This window comes from Actinomadura miaoliensis (assembly GCF_039536785.1).
Classification (GTDB): domain Bacteria; phylum Actinomycetota; class Actinomycetes; order Streptosporangiales; family Streptosporangiaceae; genus Spirillospora; species Spirillospora miaoliensis.
The window spans coordinates 13,431-32,039 of record NZ_BAAAZG010000081.1 but is presented as its reverse complement, the minus strand read 5'-3'; the positions used below and the strand labels follow the sequence as shown (position 1 = coordinate 32,039).

Annotated in this window: 18 protein-coding genes; 7 read left to right on the top strand and 11 right to left on the bottom strand. The window is 71.9% G+C overall.

The annotated features are described in order from the left end of the window. Nucleotides 1–57 precede the first annotated feature (57 nt). Together ABD811_RS41765 and ABD811_RS41760 are read left to right on the top strand one after the other, a co-directional pair. Nucleotides 58–753 (top strand): response regulator transcription factor, encoded by a 696-nt coding sequence (locus tag ABD811_RS41765; protein WP_344958949.1) that lies wholly within the window; start codon nt 58–60, stop codon nt 751–753. Next, complete coding sequence (locus tag ABD811_RS41760) at nt 750–1,820, top strand: sensor histidine kinase (protein ID WP_344958947.1); 1,071 nt, start codon at nt 750–752, stop codon at nt 1,818–1,820. Before ABD811_RS41765 ends, ABD811_RS41760 begins: the two co-directional genes overlap by 4 nt. A 54-nt stretch (nt 1,821–1,874) precedes the next feature. Here the strand turns inward: ABD811_RS41760 and ABD811_RS41755 are convergent, their stop codons facing one another. Next, complete coding sequence (locus ABD811_RS41755) at nt 1,875–3,149, bottom strand: PucR family transcriptional regulator (RefSeq protein WP_344958945.1); 1,275 nt, start codon at nt 3,147–3,149, stop codon at nt 1,875–1,877. Nucleotides 3,150–3,488: 339 nt separating this feature from the next. Between ABD811_RS41755 and qcrB the strand changes: the two genes are divergently transcribed. After that, on the top strand, nt 3,489–5,135 hold the full coding sequence (gene qcrB, locus ABD811_RS41750; protein ID WP_344958943.1) for a cytochrome bc1 complex cytochrome b subunit: 1,647 nt from the start codon (nt 3,489–3,491) through the stop codon (nt 5,133–5,135). A gap of 16 nt (nt 5,136–5,151) precedes the next feature. Here the strand turns inward: qcrB and ABD811_RS41745 are convergent, their stop codons facing one another. Together ABD811_RS41745 and ABD811_RS41740 are read right to left on the bottom strand one after the other, a co-directional pair. Further along, nucleotides 5,152–5,760, bottom strand: a complete 609-nt coding sequence (locus ABD811_RS41745) for a hypothetical protein (RefSeq protein WP_344958941.1) — start codon at nt 5,758–5,760, stop codon at nt 5,152–5,154. 70 nt (nt 5,761–5,830) lie between these two features. Next, the gene (locus ABD811_RS41740) at nt 5,831–6,844 is read right to left on the bottom strand and encodes an aldo/keto reductase (protein ID WP_344959099.1); all 1,014 of its coding nucleotides are present in this window, start codon (nt 6,842–6,844) and stop codon (nt 5,831–5,833) included. Between the two features lie 167 nt (nt 6,845–7,011). Here ABD811_RS41740 and ABD811_RS41735 point away from each other — a divergent pair, with 167 nt between their 5' ends. From ABD811_RS41735 to ABD811_RS41725, 3 genes are all read left to right on the top strand, one after another. After that, nucleotides 7,012–7,860, top strand: a complete 849-nt coding sequence (locus ABD811_RS41735) for a helix-turn-helix transcriptional regulator (RefSeq protein WP_344958940.1) — start codon at nt 7,012–7,014, stop codon at nt 7,858–7,860. A 90-nt stretch (nt 7,861–7,950) separates the two neighbouring features. Beyond that, complete coding sequence (locus ABD811_RS41730; RefSeq protein ID WP_344958938.1) at nt 7,951–8,949, top strand: TIGR04222 domain-containing membrane protein; 999 nt, start codon at nt 7,951–7,953, stop codon at nt 8,947–8,949. Nucleotides 8,950–9,155: 206 nt separating this feature from the next. Further along, nucleotides 9,156–10,253, top strand: a complete 1,098-nt coding sequence (locus ABD811_RS41725; RefSeq protein ID WP_344958936.1) for a winged helix DNA-binding domain-containing protein — start codon at nt 9,156–9,158, stop codon at nt 10,251–10,253. Here ABD811_RS41725 and ABD811_RS41720 read toward each other — a convergent pair. The 5 genes from ABD811_RS41720 to ABD811_RS41700 form a co-directional block, all read right to left on the bottom strand. Continuing rightward, complete coding sequence (locus tag ABD811_RS41720; protein WP_344959097.1) at nt 10,247–11,416, bottom strand: methyltransferase domain-containing protein; 1,170 nt, start codon at nt 11,414–11,416, stop codon at nt 10,247–10,249. The genes ABD811_RS41725 and ABD811_RS41720 overlap by 7 nt on opposite strands. Before the next feature lie 169 nt (nt 11,417–11,585). Next, the gene (locus ABD811_RS41715; protein ID WP_344958934.1) at nt 11,586–12,215 is read right to left on the bottom strand and encodes a hypothetical protein; all 630 of its coding nucleotides are present in this window, start codon (nt 12,213–12,215) and stop codon (nt 11,586–11,588) included. After that, a complete protein-coding gene (locus tag ABD811_RS41710) occupies nt 12,194–12,619 on the bottom strand; it encodes a hypothetical protein (protein ID WP_344958932.1) in 426 nt (141 codons plus the stop codon). The genes ABD811_RS41715 and ABD811_RS41710 overlap by 22 nt, the downstream gene beginning before the upstream one ends. After that, complete coding sequence (locus tag ABD811_RS41705; protein ID WP_344958930.1) at nt 12,616–12,867, bottom strand: hypothetical protein; 252 nt, start codon at nt 12,865–12,867, stop codon at nt 12,616–12,618. The genes ABD811_RS41710 and ABD811_RS41705 overlap by 4 nt, the downstream gene beginning before the upstream one ends. 62 nt (nt 12,868–12,929) lie before the next feature. Beyond that, the gene (locus ABD811_RS41700) at nt 12,930–14,180 is read right to left on the bottom strand and encodes a helix-turn-helix domain-containing protein (RefSeq protein WP_344958928.1); all 1,251 of its coding nucleotides are present in this window, start codon (nt 14,178–14,180) and stop codon (nt 12,930–12,932) included. Nucleotides 14,181–14,405: 225 nt separating this feature from the next. Between ABD811_RS41700 and ABD811_RS41695 the strand changes: the two genes are divergently transcribed. Further along, nucleotides 14,406–15,773: a WD40 repeat domain-containing protein gene (locus ABD811_RS41695; RefSeq protein WP_344958926.1), complete on the top strand. Its 1,368-nt coding sequence runs from the start codon at nt 14,406–14,408 to the stop codon at nt 15,771–15,773. A 147-nt stretch (nt 15,774–15,920) separates the two neighbouring features. Here the strand turns inward: ABD811_RS41695 and ABD811_RS41690 are convergent, their stop codons facing one another. The 3 genes from ABD811_RS41690 to ABD811_RS41680 form a co-directional block, all read right to left on the bottom strand. Continuing rightward, nucleotides 15,921–16,544 carry a hypothetical protein gene (locus tag ABD811_RS41690; RefSeq protein ID WP_344958924.1) on the bottom strand — a complete coding sequence of 208 codons (624 nt, stop codon included), beginning with the start codon at nt 16,542–16,544 and terminating at the stop codon, nt 15,921–15,923. 167 nt (nt 16,545–16,711) lie between these two features. After that, the gene (locus tag ABD811_RS41685; RefSeq protein WP_344958922.1) at nt 16,712–17,365 is read right to left on the bottom strand and encodes a response regulator; all 654 of its coding nucleotides are present in this window, start codon (nt 17,363–17,365) and stop codon (nt 16,712–16,714) included. Further along, complete coding sequence (locus ABD811_RS41680; RefSeq protein WP_344958920.1) at nt 17,362–18,561, bottom strand: sensor histidine kinase; 1,200 nt, start codon at nt 18,559–18,561, stop codon at nt 17,362–17,364. Before ABD811_RS41680 ends, ABD811_RS41685 begins: the two co-directional genes overlap by 4 nt. Nucleotides 18,562–18,609 lie beyond the last annotated feature (48 nt).

Genomic DNA, 18,609 nt, shown 5'->3' with positions numbered 1-18,609 from the left:
CACAATCCGCACAATTCATCCGCGACCGCACACCGGGCCCGCTCCTAGAGTCGGAGCGTGAACCGACAGCGGATCCTCGTCGTCGAGGACGAGCCCACGATCGCGCGGGCCGTCGCGGACCGGCTGGCCGCCGAGGGGTTCGCCGTGGACGTCGCGGTGGACGGCCCGTCGGCGGTCGAGCGGGCCCGCGCCGGCGAGCCCGACCTGATCGTCCTGGACGTCATGCTGCCCGGGTTCGACGGCCTGGAGGTGTGCCGCCGCGTGCAGGCGGAACGGCCGGTGCCGGTGCTCATGCTGACCGCCCGCGACGACGAGACGGACCTGCTCGTCGGGCTGGGCGTGGGCGCCGACGACTACATCACCAAGCCGTTCAGCATGCGGGTGCTGGTGGCGCGCATCCGGGCCGTGCTGCGCCGGGTCGGCCGGTCGGGGGACGACCCGGCGCGGCACGGCACCCTGCGCGTCGGCCCGCTGGAGGTGGACCAGCGGTCGCGGCGCGTCCGGGTGGACGGCCGCGAGGTGCACCTGACGCCCACCGAGTTCGACCTGCTGGTGTGCCTGGCCCGCAACGAGCGGACGGTGCTGACCCGCGCCGTCCTGCTGGAACAGGTGTGGGACTGGGCGGGCGCGGGCGGCACCCGCGTCGTCGACGGGCACGTCAAGGCGCTGCGCCGCAAGCTGGGCGCGGGGCTCATCCGCACGGTGCACGGCGTCGGCTACGCGCTGGAGGCGCCCGCGGAGAGGCGGCCGTGAGCGCGCTCGACGGGCTGCGGGCGAGGCTGCCGCGTCCCCTCGACCCGCTGCGCTCCATCAAGATCAAATTCGGGGTGGTGGCGGTGGTGACCGCGTGCACCGCCATCATGATCGTGGTGTGGGGGTACGCGCTGGGCTTCCGCACCCGGCACACCCTGCCGGTCGGCATGCTGATCTCGCTCGGCGTCACCCAGCTCATTGCGCACGGCATGACCTCTCCGCTGCGCGAGATGACGGCGGCGGCGCGGGCGATGGCGCGCGGCGACTACAGCCGCCGGGTGCGGGCCACGTCGCGGGACGAGGTGGGCGAGCTGGCCACCGCGTTCAACACGATGGCCGCCGACCTGGCCGAGGTGGACCGGCAGCGGCGCGAGTTCGTCGCCAACGTCTCGCACGAGCTGCGCACGCCGATCAGCGCCCTGCACGCGGTGCTGGAGAACGTCGCCGACGGCGTCACCCCCGCCACCCCGGAGGTGCTGGAGTCGGCGCTGGAGCAGACCGAACGGCTGGGCCGCCTGGTCACCCAGCTGCTCGACCTGTCGCGGGTGGATGCGGGAGCGGCCGCCCTGGACCTCACCAGGTTCGAGGTCGCCGCGTTCGTGGACGACGTGGCGGCCGAGGCGGAGGCGGGCCACCCGGGCGTGCGCGTCGAGACCGACGTGCCGTCCGCCCTGCGGGCGCTGGCCGACCGGGACCGGCTGCACCAGGTGCTGGCCAACCTGCTGGACAACGCCGCCCGGCACGGCCCGCCCGGACGGCCCGTCACGGTCACCGCGCGGCCGGGCGGTGACGGCGGGCTGGTGCTGGAGGTGGCGGACGAGGGGCCGGGCATCCCGCCCAGCGAGCGCGCCCGCGTCTTCGAGCGCTTCTCGCGCGGCGCCGGCTCCTACGGGCCGCGCGTCGGCGCCCGGGACGGCGGCACCGGCCTGGGCCTGGCCATCGCCCGCTGGGCGGTCGAGCTGCACGGCGGCGGCATCCACGTCGTCGACACCGCGCGGGGCTGCCGCATCCGCGTGACGATCCCCGCCGACCCCGCCGCGGGGGCCGTGTTCAGCGGCGGAGGATGACGCCACGCGGGCGGCGGCGGCCGCGGCGGCCCCACGCGGCCACGGCGGTCGCGGCTAGCGGCGGAAGGTGACGACCTCGGCGGCGTCGCCGACCGCCTCCCGGGCCGCCGGGAGCACCGGCCCGCCCGACCCGTCCGCCAGCAGCGCCCGCGCCCGCAGCACGATCTCCAGGTCGAACCGCAGGTCCGGGTCGAGGAGCTGGTCGCCGAACAGCTCCTCAAGCTGCCGCAGCCGGTAGCGCACCGTCTGCGGGTGGACGTGCAGCCGCATCGCGACCTCGTTGGCGTTGCGGCCCGACTGCAGCCACGCCAGCAGCGTCTCGGCCAGCCGGTCCTGCTGGCCGGCGCGCAGGTGCGCCAGCGGCGCCAGCCGCAGCCGGGCCAGCGAGACGATCAGATCCTCGTCCTGGAACAGGATCAGCGTGGACATGTGCTCGACGCTGCGCACCACGCCGTCGGCCTCGATCACGCCGCGTTCCACCAGGCCGAGCGTCTTGCGGGCCCACTGGAACGAGCGGGCCGCCTCGGTCACCGGCACGGTCGGGCCCACCACGGCCAGGGAGCCGCTGAGCGCCCGGTCGACCAGCTTGGCCCGGCCCGGCCCGTCCGGGTCGGGAATGATCAGGCTGGGCGTGCGGCGCTCCAGGTCGGCCAGGATGTCGGGCGGGAACGCCGGCTGCCGCGCGTCCTTGCCGTGCCGGCCGAGCGCCACCGCGGCGACGGTGCGCGGCACCGGCCAGTGCGCGGCGGCGGCCAGGTCGGCGATCGCCTCCAGGGTGGCGGACGGGTCGGCGAACAGCAGGTCGACCAGGCGCTTGCGGCGCCGCTGCATCTCCCCGGCCACCGCCGCGCGGGCCTGCGCGTAGCCCTCGGCGGCGGCCGCGGCCAGCTCGTCCTGGAACATCATCATGGCCTCGCCGACCGCGCCGAGCGTGCGCGAGGACACGCCCAGGTGCGCCGCGCCCTCGGCCAGGCGCCGCCAGGCCACCACCCCGCCGACCCGCATCGCGGTCTGCATGGCGTCCAGGCTGCGGCCCTCCCCGGCCTCGCCGCGGCCGATGGCGCGGAAGAAGTCGGTGACCGGCCCGGCCTCGTGTCCCGGATCGGCCACCCGGTCCACGAAGTAGTGCAGGACCCGCTCGACCGCCAGCCGCAGGGTGCCCGAATAGGCCCCGTCGCCGGGCCGGTCGTACTCGCGCACCCTGGTCCGGATCTCCTCGATCATGTCGTCGGCGACCTCGTCCAGATGGGGCCGCATGTGCACGGCGAGCTCCCGAGGCAGGTCGGCCCAGGGGCGTCCGTGAGCAGCGGTGGACCCGTCGTCGGCCACTGTGTGCCTCCCCGTCGTCCGCGCCCCTCAGTTACCTTCCGGACACAAGGGGCAATTACTCACTTACGCGACCCGTGTGGTGCAAATCATGTCCCGTTGGACACCCGTCCGCCAAGCTCCGGTCAGGACTCGACCAATTTCGGCCATGCGAAATATGGATTTGTTACATGGACGCCGGGTTCGGGCGCATGCTGTCCCAACGGAGGCGTTCCGTCCGCCTCCAGGGGTAGTTGCCACGTTGGTCAGAACGGGGGCGTGCCGTCCGGACGAGGACGCGTCTCCGGTCGTACGCGACAGGCGGCCGTGGCCCGCCGGGGCCGCCGGTGCGGGAGGTCGGCTGTGCCCACGCCATCGAGGCCCACGGGGACCGAAAAGGCGCTGGCCGCGACGGGCCGGGCCATCGACGATCGCTTCGGCGCCGCCGGGTTCGGCCGCAAGGCGATGCGCAAGGCGTTCCCCGACCACTGGAGCTTCCTGCTGGGCGAGATCGCGATGTACTCGTTCGCGATCGTCGTGCTCACCGGGGTCTACCTGACCTTCTTCTTCAAGCCCAGCATGACCGAGGTCGTCTACAACGGCACCTACGGGCCGCTGCGCGGCGTGCGGATGAGCGAGGCGTACGCCTCCACCCTGAACATCAGCTTCGAGGTGCGCGGCGGGCTGCTCATGCGGCAGATCCACCACTGGTCGACGATCATCTTCCTCGGCGCGATCGTCATCCACCTGCTGCGCAACTTCTTCACCGGCTCGTTCCGCAAGCCCCGCGAGCTGAACTGGGTCATCGGCGTGATCCTGTTCATGCTCGTCCTGCTGAACGGGCTGTTCGGCTACTCGCTGCCCGACGACCTGCTGTCGGGCACCGGCATCCGCATCCTGGAGGGCGTGATCGAGTCGATCCCGATCGTCGGCTCCTACCTGCTGATGTTCGTGTTCGGCGGCGAGTTCCCCGGCACGGAGATCATCCCCCGGCTGTACGTGACGCACATCCTGCTCATTCCGGGCATCCTGCTGGCGCTCATCCCGCTGCACGCCGTCATCCTGACCTGGCGGCAGACCCACACCCAGTTCCCGGGCAAGGGCAGCACCAACACCACCGTGCAGGGCGGCCCGTTCTACCCGGTGTTCATCGCCAAGACCACCGCGTTCTTCCTGTGGGTGTTCGCGATCACGGCGCTGATGGCCACGTTCTTCCAGATCAACCCGATCTGGCTGTTCGGCCCGTACGATCCGGGCGCGATCAGCGCCGGCTCGCAGCCCGACTGGTACATGGGCTTCCTGGAGGGCTCGCTGCGGATCATGCCCTCGTGGGAGATCAACGCGTGGGGCCACACGCTGCCGATGAACGTCCTGATCCCCGCGCTCGCCGTGCCCGGCCTGCTGTTCGTGGGCCTGGCGGTCTACCCGTGGCTGGAACGCTGGGTCACCGGCGACCACCAGATCCACCACCTGCTGGACCGCCCCCGCGACGTCCCGGCGCGCACCGGCATCGGCGTGGCCGGCGTCGTGGCCTACGGCTCCCTGTGGGCGGCCGGCGCCAACGACATCATCGCCAAGACCTTCAACATCCCGCTGTTCTGGACGACCTGGTTCTTCCGGTTCGCCTTCATCCTCGGCCCGATCCTGGGGTTCCTGATCACCTACCGGATCTGCCTGGGGCTGCAGCGCCGCGACCGCGCCCTCGCCGAGCACGGCCTGGAGACCGGCATCATCTGCCGTTCGACGACCGGCGAGTACACCGAGGTCGAGCAGAGGCTCGGCGACGAGGACATCCCCGCCATCACCGACCCGCGCCCGGCCGCCGCCCGCGCCATCGCCCGCCCGGAAGGCGACGGCGTCGTGCCCCCCGAGGCCCGCGGCCGCCTGGACCGGGTCCGCATCGCCCTCAACCGCCGCTTCATGCACGACCTCGCCGCCGTCCCGACCCGCGAACCCGAGGAAGGCGCCCCCAGCCTGCGCAGGGCCCTCAAGGAACACAAGGAGGAGTAGCCTCGCCCGACCGTCCTTACGCGTCCGCCGACGCCAGGCCGCTCTTCTCCAGCAGCCGCATCCAGCTGTCCCGGTGCCGGCCCTTGCGGTCGCGGCGGTTGACGGCGTGCCTTCCGATGACGGACTCGATGAGCTGCGGATAACCCTCGCCGAGGACGTGGACGTCGAAGAACGTGACGATGTCGGGTGCCAGCTCCGTTGTCTCGACGACCTCCACGTCCACGTGCTTGTAGGCGAAGACGTAGTCGTCCCCGTCGCAGAAGTAGACGTCACCGTCCCGGAGGTCCAGGTAGATGCCGCTGCCGCACTCGATGTCCCCGGGAGCGCCGTAGCGTTCACAGCCGATGGACAGCGGGTTGCCCAGGGGGCAGTGCGGATCGACATGGCGGTCGGCCCAGGCCCGGCGGCTCGCCGTCTCAGGGGGCTGCGCGAAGCGGAAGTAGTCTCCGCCCAGCCGGCGGAAGAGGCCGAACACCTCGGTCACCCCCGCGGGCAGCCCGGGGACGGGTTCCGCCTCCCCCGGCTCCTCGATGATGGCGCCGAAGCCGTGCTCGGCCTCCACCCGCTTCAGCAGTTCCAGCTTCGACCTGATCGCGGTCAGCCTTCTGCCGCGCTCCTCGTCCATCGGGAAGGACCTCTGCCGTCGTCGAAGATCGTGTGCGACGGCATCCTCTCACCCCGGGGGACAGCGCTCCTCAACGTCGCCGCCGCGTCTGGTGGGCCCGGCCGTCCAGGAGGGGTTCGCGGTCCCCGAAGAGCCACGGGCGGGGGCCGGTGGTGAAGTCGGTCGGGTAGCCCGGGTCGAACTCCACCGCCGAATCCAGGCGGTCCACGGCGTCCGCCGGCAGGGCGACGTCGAGGGCGCCCAGGTTGTCGCGGAGCTGCGCGACGTCGCGGGAGCCGATGATCGGGTGCACGGCGGGAGAGCGGGTGCGGGTCCAGGCGATCGCGACCTGGGACGCGGTCACGCCCAGCTCCTCGGCCACCTGCCGGACGGCGCGCGCGGCCCGATGGTCCCGCGCGGTGAGGGACGCGGGATCGAACCTGGTGCCGGACGGGGCGCCGCCGGGTCCGGTGTACTTGCCCGACAGCACACCGCCGGCCAGCGCGCCATAGGTGGCGACGTTCATGCCGTACGCCTCGGCCATCGGCAGCAGTTCCCGTTCGATGTCGCGTTTCAGCAGGCTGTAGGGAACCTGGATGCCCGCGAACGGGTTCCAGTCGCGCCATTCGGCGAGGGTGTTCGCACGCGAGACGAGCCACGCGGGAAGGTTGGACGCGCCGACGTACAGCACCTTCCCGGCGCGGACGGCGTCGTCCAGCGCCCGCATGCTCTCCTCGATCGGCGTGTGCTCGTCCCGGGTGTGCACCCAGAACAGGTCGATGTAGTCGGTGCGCAGCCGCCGCAGGCTCGCTTCGAGGGACAGGGTGAGGTTCTTGCGGTGGCTCCCGCCCGCGTTGGGGTCCCGGGCGTCGCGGGTCAGCGTGAACTTGGTGGCCAGGACGAACCGGTCGCGGCGGTGCCGGAGGAGGCGCCCGAGGACCTCCTCGCTGTCGCCGTACGCCGAGGCGGTGTCGATGACGTTGCCGCCCGCGTCCGCGTACAGCCCGATCATCTCGTCCGCCTCGTCCGGCCCGGCGAAGGTCATGGCGCCCAGGAACAGCTCCGAGACGCGCAGCCCGGTCGGCCCGAACAGCCGGTCGCGCATCACGCCGCGTCCCCCCGCGGACGGCTCGGCGGAGCCCGTGTCGATCTCGTTGACGGTGAAGGTCATGCGTCCACTGTGTGCGGCCGGGCCGGCGCCGGGGAGGCCGGGACGAGGCTGGCCCTGACGGGGCCATGATCCGGCGGCGGCGCGGTCCGTACACTCGGCTCGTGAGCGACAGCGAGCTGGGGGCGTTCCTGCGCAGCCGCCGGGAGGCCGTCACCCCGGGCGAGGTGGGGCTGCCTGCCGGGCCGCGCCGCCGCACGCCCGGACTCCGGCGCGCCGAGCTGGCCACCATCTCCGGGATGAGCGTCGAGTACCTGACGCGGCTGGAACAAGGGCGCGACCGGCACCCCTCGCCGCAGATCCTGGCCGCGCTCGCCGACGCGCTGCGGTTGTCCCCGGACGAGCGCGTCCACCTCCGCAACCTGGCCAAGGCGGCTTCGGGCGCCGACGTCCTGTGCCCTGGGTCCGCACCGCCCGAACGGCAGGTGCGTCCCACGATGCGGGCGCTGCTGGACCGGCTGGACTCCACCCCGGCGGTGCTGCTCAACCGGCTCGGCGACATCCTGGCCCACACGTCCTCCTACGAACGCCTCGCCGGGCCCATCGGCCTGCTGGACGGCGGGCCGCCGAACCAGGCCCGGTTCGTGTTCACCGACGAACGGGCCCGCGCCGCCTACCCCGACTGGGACCGCGTCGCCGACGAGCGGGTCGCCGCCCTGCGGGCCGAGTCCTCCCCGAACGACCCGCACCTCGCTCACCTCGTCGACGAACTGACCGTCCTGGCCGGCGCGCCGTTCACCCGGCGGTTGCAGGCGCCGCCGGCCGCGCCGCGCCGCACCGGGGTCGAACGCCTCGTCCACCCCGAGGCGGGGGAACTTCGGCTGGCCTACGAGACGCTCGACTCCGAGGGCCAGCGCCTGGTCGTCCACCTCCCCGCCGACGACGCCACCTCCGCCGCCCTGGACCATCTCGACCACCGCCGCCCCGGCGCCCTGCGCGCGGTACGGGGCTAGGGCCCGACCGGCGGCGTGGCCGGGAGCGGCCTGAACCCGCCGCGGCGCCGACGCGTCTACCCAGATGCGTACGCCTGACGGGAGGGTGCCATGCCGCTGCCGCAAGGGGACCTGTGGGGTGTCCCCGACGTCGCCTTCCTGAAGGGCGCCGCGATCCTGGGCGTGCTGTCCGTGGTGATCGCGGCCGTCGTGAGCTTCCGGCTGCGGCGCGGCCATCCACCGACGCGGGAACTGCACCCGTACGAGGTCGCCTACCTCACCGGCGGCGGGCGCCACACCATCGCGGCGGTCCTGCTGTCCCTGCGCCTGGACGGCGCCATCCGCGCCGACCAGCCCGGCGGCGACCTGCACGTCTCCGGCGAGCGGCGGTCCGCGGACACGCCGCTGGACGAGGTCGTACACGAGGCCGTCCGCAGCCGCCAGGCCCGGACGGTGGCGGCGGTGACCGCGCACGAGACCGTCCAGGAGGCGATCAAGTCCCTGCGCGACGGCCTGGCCGCCCAGGGCATGGTGCTGGACGAGCGCCGCCGCCGTCTGGCCAGGCGCGCCGCCTGGCCGCTGTGGCTGGTGATCGTCGTCAGCGGGGTCCGCCTGGCCTGGTACCTGGCCGACAGCAAGCTCTTCGACGGCCCGGACGTCCCGTTCACCGGGATCCTGATCATCCCGATGGTCGTGGCGCTGCTGTTCCTGTACGCCATGACGTCCGGCCACGCCGAGAAGACCCGCGCCGTCAAGGCCGCCCTGAAGGACACCCGGCAGCGACACGGCCACCTGGACCCGCGCGTGTTCCCCGCCTGGCCCACGTACGGAATCCCCGCGTCCGCCATGGGCGTGGCCCTGTTCGGCACGGCGGCCCTGATGAGCATCGATCCGACGTTCTCGCAGGCCGCGGGCCTGGGACGGCTCCTGCAGATGGCGGGCTCGGCGTCGTCGTCGGGCGGCATCGGCTACTCGGGCTCGTCCTGCTCGTCCACCGCGTCGGTCTGCTCGTCCAGCGGCTGCAGCGGCGGCTCCGGCGGGGACGGCGGCGGAGGCTCCTCCTGCGGCGGCGGCGGTGGCTCCTCCTGCGGCGGCTGCGGGGGCGGCTGACGCCCCGGCCAGACCGAAAACCTCATCTCGCGCCGAGAGGCGGTCACTTCCTGACCGCTTCTCCTGCGACGGTGGTCACCGATGGGCCGGGGGCAGCCGATCCGCGCGGGATCCGCACGACCGCCCGGCCGAGGTGAACCGAGAAACCAAGGAGCCGCCATGTCCGCCCTTCGACCGCTGGGCGTCAGCGAAGACAACGCGTGGTGATGACCGTCCTGGACACCCGGGCGCTCAACCGCGCGACGCTGGCCCGGCAACTGCTGCTCGACCGCGCCGACATGCCGGTGCTGGACGCCGTCGCGCACCTGTGCGGCCTCCAGGCGCAGGAACCGCAGGAACCGTTCGTCGGGCTCTGGTCGCGGCTGCGCGCGTTCGACCCGGCGGCGCTCTCGGACCTGCTGACCGGGCGGCGCGTGGTGCGGACCCACCTCATGCGCCGCACCGTCCATCTGGTCACCGCCGACGACGTGCTGGCCTGGCGGGCGCGGCACGACCCCATGCTGCGCCAGCGGGTGCTCGCGACCTACCGCCGCGAACTCGACGGGATCGATCTCGACGAACTCGCGGCGGCGGGACGGGCGGTGATGGCCGACGGCGAGCCCCGCACGATGGCCGAGCTCACGCGGACGCTCGCCGACCGCTGGCCCACGCCGCCACCGCGGGCACTGGGCGAAATGCTGATCGCCGCCCTCCTCCCGACGGCGCAGATGCCGCCGCGCGGGCTGTGGCGCACGAAGGCGGGAGTGCGCAACGTGCTGCTCTCCTCCTGGCTGGGGCGGGAGATCGACCCGCCGGCCCCGGACGGCGCCGACCCGGTCGGCCAGGCGCTGGTACGGCGCTACCTGGCCGCGTACGGCCCCGCCGCCACGGCCGACCTGCGCGCCTGGTGCGGCCTGGCCGGACTACCGGGCGCGGTGGCCGCGATACGGCACGAGCTGGTCGCCTTCCGCGACGAGCGCGGCCGGGAACTGCTGGACCTGCCCGACGCGCCGCGTCCCGACCCCGGCACACCCGCCCCGGTGCGGTTCCTGCCGGCGTTCGACAACGCGATCCTCGGCTACCACGACCGCGGCCGGATCATCGAGGACGCCCACCGCGGCCTGTCGGTCACCGGAGCCCGCGTCGTCCTGGTCGACGGCCGGGTCGCCGCCACCTGGACCGTCAAGGCCGGCACCGTGACCGTCACGCCGCTGCGCCGCCTCACCCGAGCCGAGCGCACCGCCGTCGCCGAGCACGGAAGCGAACTGGCGGCCTTCCTCTCCGACGACGACAGCGACCGCGTGGAGATCGCCGCGTCTCAGTGAGCGCCGATGGGGTTGCCGGGCTCGTCGAGCCACACCCGCTGCCCGTCCGGAGTCACCGTGAGGCCGAAGCGTTCGAGGGCGGGGCGGCCCCAGCGGATCCATTGGAAGTAGGCGGCCTCGGCTTCGTCCCAGAGACGCCGGTCACCGGCCTGCTCCACGGCGAACTCGTCCTTGCCGGGGACGTAGTCCACCGAGGCCCAGGAACCGCCGGGGCCGCCGGCCTCCAGCAGCCACAGGGTGGCCTCGCCCGTGGGTTCGGGGTCGTGGATCAAGTCGGCGCGCACGCCCGGGACGAGGCCGGTCATGGCGGCCTCCAACCCGCCGCCGGGAGTGTGCCAGAGCAACCGCGGGTCCAGCCGCGTGGTCGAGGCCGCGAAGTCCTCCACGGCGTCGACCCACTCGCCTACGGGAGTGGTGCGGTGGCCCCGTTGCGACCGCAGCATCATGTACCCGGCCGCCCCGGCGAGACGCCCGGTCGCCACCCCGTCGGGAAGCACGTCCAGCCGGACCCGATACCCGTAGGAGAAGTCCGGCATCCACGGGAACACGATGGCGCCGCCCGGGCGGGTCCGCCGCACCCACGAATAGGGAAGTGTGGTGACGCCGCACGTCACATGCACCAGATCGAACGCTTCGCCCTCGGGGACGCAGGTGACGGCATCTCCGGTCATCAGCGTCGGGCGGACGCCGAGAGACTCCAGGTTCGCCGCCGCCTGCCGGGCGACGTGCTCGTCGATCTCCACCGACACCACGTGGCGTTCGCCGACGCGTTCGCTCAACAGGGCGGCGGTCCATCCCGTGCCCGTTCCGACGTCCAACGTCCGTTGGCCGCCGAGCGGGTGCAGCAGTTCCAGGAAGGGCAGCACGACGTCCGGCGCCGACAGCGACGACGTGGGGTCGCGCGGCTCGTCCTCGCTCGCGCCGTCGCCGAACTGGGTGAGGACGGCCGTGCCGGGCTCGTACACCGCCTGCCACCAGCGAGCGGGGTCCCCACGAGAGTCGATCTTGTGGCGGTGGCCGCCGGAGGGCGCGGCCCACGCCACCGGTGGAGCGAACAGGTGGCGGGGAACCGCGCGAAGCACGGCACGCCATGAGTCGTCGGCCAGGTCGCCCCGGGCGACGAGCTGATCCACCAACGCGTCGATTCGTGCGGCCACGTCCATCATTTACCTCGTTTCCCGCCGCCTTTACCGGTGTCCTCCGGTGGAATCGGACGGCCCTTCTGCTGACCGTCGCCCTCGATCTCCTTCTGGTTCTCGTCCTCGTGTTTTCCCATCGCTGCCGTCATCCTCCTCGCTGCCGCCCGTCCTCGCCACCGGTACCTGGTGGCTTTTACCTGCCACCGGCGACCGAACGCCGCCCCTCGTGTTTTTCCGCGCCGAAGCCTGAGGCGCCGTCCACCAGTGCCCGCCACCATTTCAGGACGGTCCTGCGCCGCACACCGCGCGGCGTCGTCCACACCCCGACCTCGCCGGACCTGACCTCGACGCGCCTGATCGCATACGCGCCACCGACCGTGACCAGCTCGTACGACACCGGGCCGCAGAGCGAGCAGGTGGACTCCACCACCCGTGCCCGCTCCGGCGCCCACACCCGGCTCCAATGCAGTTTCAGGGCACGCACGCGCATGGGATGGACGTGGATTCCACCGCATTCACCCGAGGTGATCCGCCGTCTCATTCCCGCACCTCCCCGTCGCACCGGCGGAGAACCCTTTGACAGTCCGGCCATTCTCTGGATATGAGCGATCCAGGCGGCGAGTTCTTCCGGATCGTCGGCCTCCAGCAGCCGATACAGCGGCGGCGGCAAATAGGCCCAATATCTGCCGGTGGCATTCCCGTACCAGGTGAGCACACCGGTGCCCGCGAACCTCCTCTGGATGTCCTCCGCCAGCGCACGGCACACCGGGGCGGGCAGCCTGCCCGACACCGCGTCGCGATTCACCGCGAGCGCGCCTTCCACATCGCCCGATCGATGAGAGCGGCCGTCTCCTCCACATCGGTGACCGAGCCGACCGGCCAGCCGCCGTCCCAGCGGAACCGGCCGCCGCTACAGGTGACGACCTTCTCGTCCCCGTCCGGCCCACGGACCGCGAGAGATCCGCCGCACCACCGAGCCCGGCGTCCGCGCTTGCCCAACGCCCGCGCGAGGCGCCGCAGCAGGATCTCGGCGTCGGTGCCGGCGATGACCTCCAGAGCCGCCCGCAGCGCCTCGACGGTCCCGGCCCGCACATCCGTGACCGCCAGCACGGAAAGCCGCAGGTCATCGTCAGCCCTGGCAGCGGACCATCCGTCGTCACCACGCGCGATCAGCCACCCGGGGAAGTCCCGGCGCAGCGAGGCCACGTCGGTGTCCACGCCGTTCACTCGCCGACCTCACGCAGCACGTACATGACGCGCTCCGCGACACCCGTCACCTCACCGACCGGCCCGATGCCCTGCCCCCAAGGCCACCGAAACACCTCACCGTCGCAAACGATGTCGTCGGTAAGCCTGGGTTGCGTCGGGTTCCTCACGCGCAGCGCGACACGGCGGTCGGTCCGGCGGATGTCTGCCTTCCAGCCACGACTGATCAGTTCGTGGCGTAGTCCCTCAAGGTGGGCCGTTGCGTCCATGACTACGGACAGTAGGCAATCGAATACAGCGAAACTTCACAGCTGTGAAGTCACTCGAAGCCTCAGTGCGGGATGCCCATCCGCGACGCCATGCCCCGAAGCTCGCGCGCCAGTCCCGTGGCCCTGACTCTGCCCAGCAGATAGGTCACGGTCTCGCGGGCGGCCGTACTGTTGTGCATCCGCTGAGGGGCGGTGTTCTCGGCCTGCTTCAACGACATGACCGCCTGGCGTTCCTTGCCGCGCTGATGCGCCAGGGAACGCCCGACCTCAAGGTGGAACTGGCATTGCCGGTTCGCGGGCAGCGGCGACGGGTCGACGTCGCGCGCCAGTCCGACAGCCGTCGGGTAATCCCCGTATTCGGCGGCGACCATGACCTGCCACACGCCGACATTGGCGGAGTTGAAGGACAGCCCGAACGCATTCCTGCCCTGGGAGAGGCGCCCGGCCAGGTCCGCGGCCTCTTCCAGATGGGCGTTCGCAGAGCTCATGCGGTAGGAGTTGGCGGACGCGGCGAAGGCTGCCGTCAGGTGGAGCATGCCGTACACCTGGATGCCGGCTTCGTCGGTGATGTGGGGTTCGAGCCTGTCCACCGCGTCTTCGCTGATCTTCAGGATGCGGTCCCATGATCCGGCCCGCGGTGCGGTCATCGCCCGCATGAAGTCGGCGACGCCCTGGTAGGTCGGATCGTCCAGATAGCGGGCCGCCTCCGCCGCCTGACCCGCCGCGAGCCGCGCCAGATCGGGGTAGCCGAGTATGGCGCATACGAAGGCCGCCGGGTGCGCCACGTCGATGAGAAGCTTGAGCGCGTCCGCGCGCCGCCGCTCGTCAGGGGCCGTCGCGACGCGGTAATGGATCTCATCGATCATGTCGGGGAGGACGCCGCCCAGGGCTGCGAGGCTGGACCCCTGGCGCAGTTGGGGCACCGTGGTGGCACGGCCGTCGCCGAGATCGACCGTGGCGCGCCCGTAAAAAATGTCTTCCAGTTGCGCCAGAGGCCGCGCCCGGTCGACGACGGCGTCACCGACCTCGTTCGTCGCGAGCGCCCTCCTCATGGCGGCGATCTTGGCGTGCGGTCCGTTCTCTCCATCGTCGGCGGTCATGTAGGGCTGGCCGGTCAGGTCGGCCTCCGACACCCGCAGCGCGGCGGCGACCGCGGAGATGTGCGACCGCCGGTCGAGCATTCGGTGACCGTGCTCGACCATCGATATGAACGAGGTCGACAAGCCCGCCTGGTCCGCGAGCTGAGATTGGGTCATCCCCCGCCAACGGCGCAGGGCCCGCAGCCGGGCCCCGATGGTGGTCTCCTCATGCATCCGACCCGGCACCTCCCGAGCATCGCGACACCCTCAGGCTAAAACGCGGATTCCCGCACGTCATGGGACCGGACGGAATGTGTGCTTTTGGGTGCCGGACGAAACGACGCGTCTGGACGTCGCGTTTCGGGAGAACGAGGTAACGCCGTCGATTTCGCCGCGGAGTGTCGGAGGCATGTGTCAGCGTGTGGGGCGTCCATCGTCCCGCTGCCGAGAAAGACAACGATGTCGACCGATATCTACGGCGTGCGCGTTCTCGACGTCGACCCCGACAAACTGCGGATCAGCTTCCGGGTCTTCGTCGTCTACTACGACACCGCCGGCCAGACGCACGCCCCCGTACCCGACGACCCCAGCTTCTTCTTCTACATGCTCTGGACGAAAGGGCGGCTGCGGGAGCTGATCGACGTCGACACGGCGCTCGACGGTCAATGGGTCGACGCCAACACCCGCCGCTACGTGTCACGGGTCGAACGGATCGCCGGCCGCAACCATCCGCCGACGCCGGAACAGTGGGAACGCCTGTACGACTTCTACTACGAGCGCCACGGCGGCTGGAAAGACGAGGATCTGCTGGTCCAGTGGGACTACGACGTGTACGTCACGGAGCGCCGCTGGATCGAGGGGATCGAGGCGGGCGAGGCGTGGGGCACCACGTTCTTCCCGTGCAACGCCGACACGTGGACGGATGACGACGCCCCGCACATCCCGGACCTGGCCGGACCGGTGGTCACGATCAACCCGTTCGACTCGGCGTCCGGGGACACCGCGTACGACCACCTCAGCGGGCTGGAGTTCTCCGACGACGGGCGCTATCTGGCCCTGGTCAGCAATGCCCGGATCTGGGTGTACGACACGGCGGACTGGTCCGAGGTCGCCCATGTCTCCCTCGGTGACGGCTGGCTCGTGCCCCTGCTGATGTGGGTGCCGGGAGAGCACGTCGTCACCGTCAAGAGCTACCGCTCGAAGCCCGACGAGGACGACGGTGCCCAGTGGGCGTTCGACGTGGACGCCCGCACCGAGGTCGATGCGCCCTTCCAACCGGGCCGTATCCGTTCCCGCACCGGCGGCTACTGGACCGGCAACTACAACAACGAGGACGGCGGGTACGACATCCACGCCCCGGGCCGTCCGCCTCGGCCGACGTCGGTCGCCGGCGGTGAGTGGGACCCGATCCAGTGCGAGTCGTTCGCCGCAGACGGCTCCCGGCTGTTCCTCGGCTCGCAGGAAAACCTCTATGTCGTCGACCCGGCGACGGGTGAGGTCGTCGACAAGGTCGTGAACGCCTCCCAGCGGCTTTTCGCGCTCGCCTCGAACCCGGACGGCTCCTACCTGGCGGTGGGCAGCTTCAGCCGGAAGCTGCCGTACCTGCTCCTGGGCGGCGACCAACGACCCCACGAGCTGTGCGTGTGGCGGACGAGCGACATGAAGATCATCATGGGCGGGCAGCTGACGACCTACGTCGACGCGCTCGCCTGGTCGCCCGACGGCCGGTGGCTCGCGGCCATCCTGGACCCCGTGGATGCCGACAGTTCCGTCAAAGGTCAGTCCCAGCTCGCGATCTACCGCATGGACCCGCGCCGCGACCCCTGACCTCCGGGCCGGCGCCTCGGTCCTCTCCTCGTTGACGGCATGTTCGGCCTAGGGCGGGGGCGAAACGTAGAGCGGCCCGTTCACCATCGCTGTGCGGTGGTGAACGGGCCGTGTGCGTCGGGGGGTGTCGCCCCCGAGGCGGCCTGGTCAGGCGGGGACTTGAGCGGGCTTGTGCTTCGGAGCCACGGTCTTCGTGCGCGTGAACGGGGCGAGGGCCAGCCAGATCAGGGCGGCGCCGACCGGGAGGAGGTCCAGGTTGACGGTGATGGCCACGAAGCCGAGTGCGACGAGGACCGGGCCGGCGGCGGCAACCGGCTTGCGGTCAGTGGTGAGAACCGCGAACTGGACGAGCAGCACGAGCAGCCCCAGCATGAAGAACACCGGGCCGATCTCGTAGAACGCCTGAGGGAGTACGGCGGGGACGTCGGCGTACCGGTCGGCGAGCGCGCTCTTCTCCGCGGCGTCCGCCGCCTTCAGGCCGACGACGATGTCGATGACGGCGACGCGGACGAACGTGACCAGCCCGACACCGGCCACGGCGGCTGTGACGTCAGCGGCGATCCGGCGTCCGCGACGGCCCTGCGCGACCGGCATGCGGCGCCGCAGTCCCACGATCACCAGGCCGTACAGGACGAGTGACCCCAGGAAGAGCAGGTGGCCGATCGTCCAGGCAGGGCCGGGTCCGTGCTGGCCGTCGCGGCCGTCGATGAGCCGGACCACGCCGTACGCGAGCATCAGGGCGGGGGCCAGATGGAAGGCGATCCTGGTCATGAAATGTGTCTCCAGAGCTTCGAGAGAGGCGGCAGGCTCGGACCCTGCGTTCTCATTGCCTCGATTCTCGGGAGACGGGCGGCCTGAGGGGATCGCCGTCGCGGGCGGTCTTCGGGCATCGGTGGCGCGGGGGAGAACGAGGTCCGCGCTCCCCCGCGCGACGGAGGTCAGGACGGCTCGATCAGGCGGGTCTCGTACGCGGCGATGACGGCTTGGACGCGGTCGCGGATGCCGAGCTTGGACAGCACGTTGCTCACGTGGGTCTTGACCGTGTGTTCGCTGACGACCATGGCCGCGGCGATCTCCGCGTTGGACAGGCCGCGGCCCAGCAGGCGCAGGGTCTCGCGTTCGCGCTCGGTCAGCACCGCGAGGCGGTCGGAGGCGGTCGCGCCGGCGCGCGGGCGGTTGCGGGTGATGTCGGAGATGAGGCGCCGGGTGATGGCGGGAGCGAGCAGCGACTCCCCCGCCGCGACCACCCGGACCGCGTGCACGAGGTCGTCGCGTCGTACGTCCTTGAGCAGGAAGCCGCTGGCCCCGGCGTAGAGCGCGTCGTAGACGTAGTCGTCCTGGTCGAACGTGGTCAGCATGATCGCGCGGGCCGAGGTCTCGGCGCACACGACCTTCGCGGCCTCGATGCCGTCCAGGCCGGGCATGCGGATGTCGAGGAGCACGACGTCGGGGGCGTGCTCGCGGACGGCGGCGATGGCGGCCGCGCCGTCCCCGGCCTCGCCCACCACCTCGATGTCGGGCTGGGCGTCGAGGATCATCGCGAAGCCGCTGCGCACCAGTTCCTGGTCGTCGGCCAGCACCACCCGGATCACGACGCCACCGCCGTGGCCGAGGCGTGCGGGAGACGGGCCCGCACGCGGAACCCGCCCTCGGGCAGGGGACCGGCCTCGGCCGTTCCGCCGCAGGCGACGGCACGTTCGCGGATACCGATCAGGCCGTCGCCGCCGCGCCGCCAGCCCGTGGCGTCGCCGTCGGTTCCCCTGCCGTCGTCGGTCACGGTGATCTCCAGTTCGTCGTCGGTCCAGCGCAGCCGTACCTCGGCCGCCTGTGCGTCGGCATGCTTGACGGTGTTGGTGAGGGCCTCCTGGACGATGCGGTACGCGGCCAGGTCGGCGTCGGCGGGCAGGTCGCGGCGGGTCCCCTCGACGGTCAGGCGCACGTGCACCTGCGTCCGGTCGACGTGCTCGATCAACTGAGGGAGCGTGTCGACGGTCGGCTGCGGCGCGCGTACTCCGACGTCCTGGTCCTCCTTGAGGACGCCCAGCATGCGGCGCAGTTGCGCCATCGCGTCCCGGCCGGCGTCCGCGATCGCGTCGAAGGCACGTTCGGCCTGGTCGGGATCGGCGCGGACCACCACGGGACCGGCCTCGGCCTGGACGACCATGATGCTGACCGCGTGCGCCAGCACGTCGTGCATGTCGCGGGCGATCCGTGCCCGTTCCTCGGCGGCCGCCCGTGCCGCCTCGGCCGCGGCCTCGCGTTCCAGCCGGACGGAGCGTTCCATCAGCGCGTCCGACCGCTCGCGGCCCGTGCGGGCCAGCGTGCCCAGCAGGAACGCCGTCATGGGCAGGAGCAGGGTGAACATGAACTCGCCCGCGTCGTTCCCCTTGATCAACAGGGCGCCGGGCGGGATCGAGGCCGTGAGCGCGCCGATGTACCCCCAGCGTTGCCAGCGGTGGCGGCCCAGGTCGGCCAGCGTGTAGATCGCGACCAGCGCGCCGTACTGGAGCATCTGCCCGGGCCGGTGGTGCAGGGAGACGCCCATGGCGAAGATCGCAATGATCACCGCGACCGCGAACGGCGCACGGCGGCGCCAGATCAGCGGCACGACCGTGCCGAGGTTCACCACCACGCCGAGCGGCGTCACCTCGGGCGCGGTGGCGAACGGGACGAACACCGGGACCGCGACCGCCGCGGCGACCAGCACGTCCACCAGACGGCCGTCGCCACGACGAAGACCGAGGTGCGCGGCGAGTCCGCGGAACTGGAACTGAAACCGATCTGGCATCTGCCCAGTATCGAGGGGAGTGCCATGGTTTCACCTCGGTCGTACGAG

Excerpts from the sequence above, each read along its gene's own strand:
- ABD811_RS41745 (WP_344958941.1), bottom strand. The coding sequence starts at position 5,760 with ATGGACGAGGAGCGCGGCAGAAGGCTGACCGCGATCAGGTCGAAGCTG.
- ABD811_RS41740 (WP_344959099.1), bottom strand. The coding sequence starts at position 6,844 with ATGCGCGACCGGCTGTTCGGGCCGACCGGGCTGCGCGTCTCGGAGCTG.
- ABD811_RS41730 (WP_344958938.1), top strand. The coding sequence starts at position 7,951 with ATGCCGCTGCCGCAAGGGGACCTGTGGGGTGTCCCCGACGTCGCCTTC.
- ABD811_RS41725 (WP_344958936.1), top strand. The coding sequence starts at position 9,156 with ATGACCGTCCTGGACACCCGGGCGCTCAACCGCGCGACGCTGGCCCGG.
- ABD811_RS41720 (WP_344959097.1), bottom strand. The coding sequence starts at position 11,416 with ATGGACGTGGCCGCACGAATCGACGCGTTGGTGGATCAGCTCGTCGCC.
- ABD811_RS41705 (WP_344958930.1), bottom strand. The coding sequence starts at position 12,867 with ATGGACGCAACGGCCCACCTTGAGGGACTACGCCACGAACTGATCAGT.
- ABD811_RS41700 (WP_344958928.1), bottom strand. The coding sequence starts at position 14,180 with ATGCATGAGGAGACCACCATCGGGGCCCGGCTGCGGGCCCTGCGCCGT.
- ABD811_RS41695 (WP_344958926.1), top strand. The coding sequence starts at position 14,406 with ATGTCGACCGATATCTACGGCGTGCGCGTTCTCGACGTCGACCCCGAC.
- ABD811_RS41690 (WP_344958924.1), bottom strand. The coding sequence starts at position 16,544 with ATGACCAGGATCGCCTTCCATCTGGCCCCCGCCCTGATGCTCGCGTAC.
- ABD811_RS41680 (WP_344958920.1), bottom strand. The coding sequence starts at position 18,561 with ATGCCAGATCGGTTTCAGTTCCAGTTCCGCGGACTCGCCGCGCACCTC.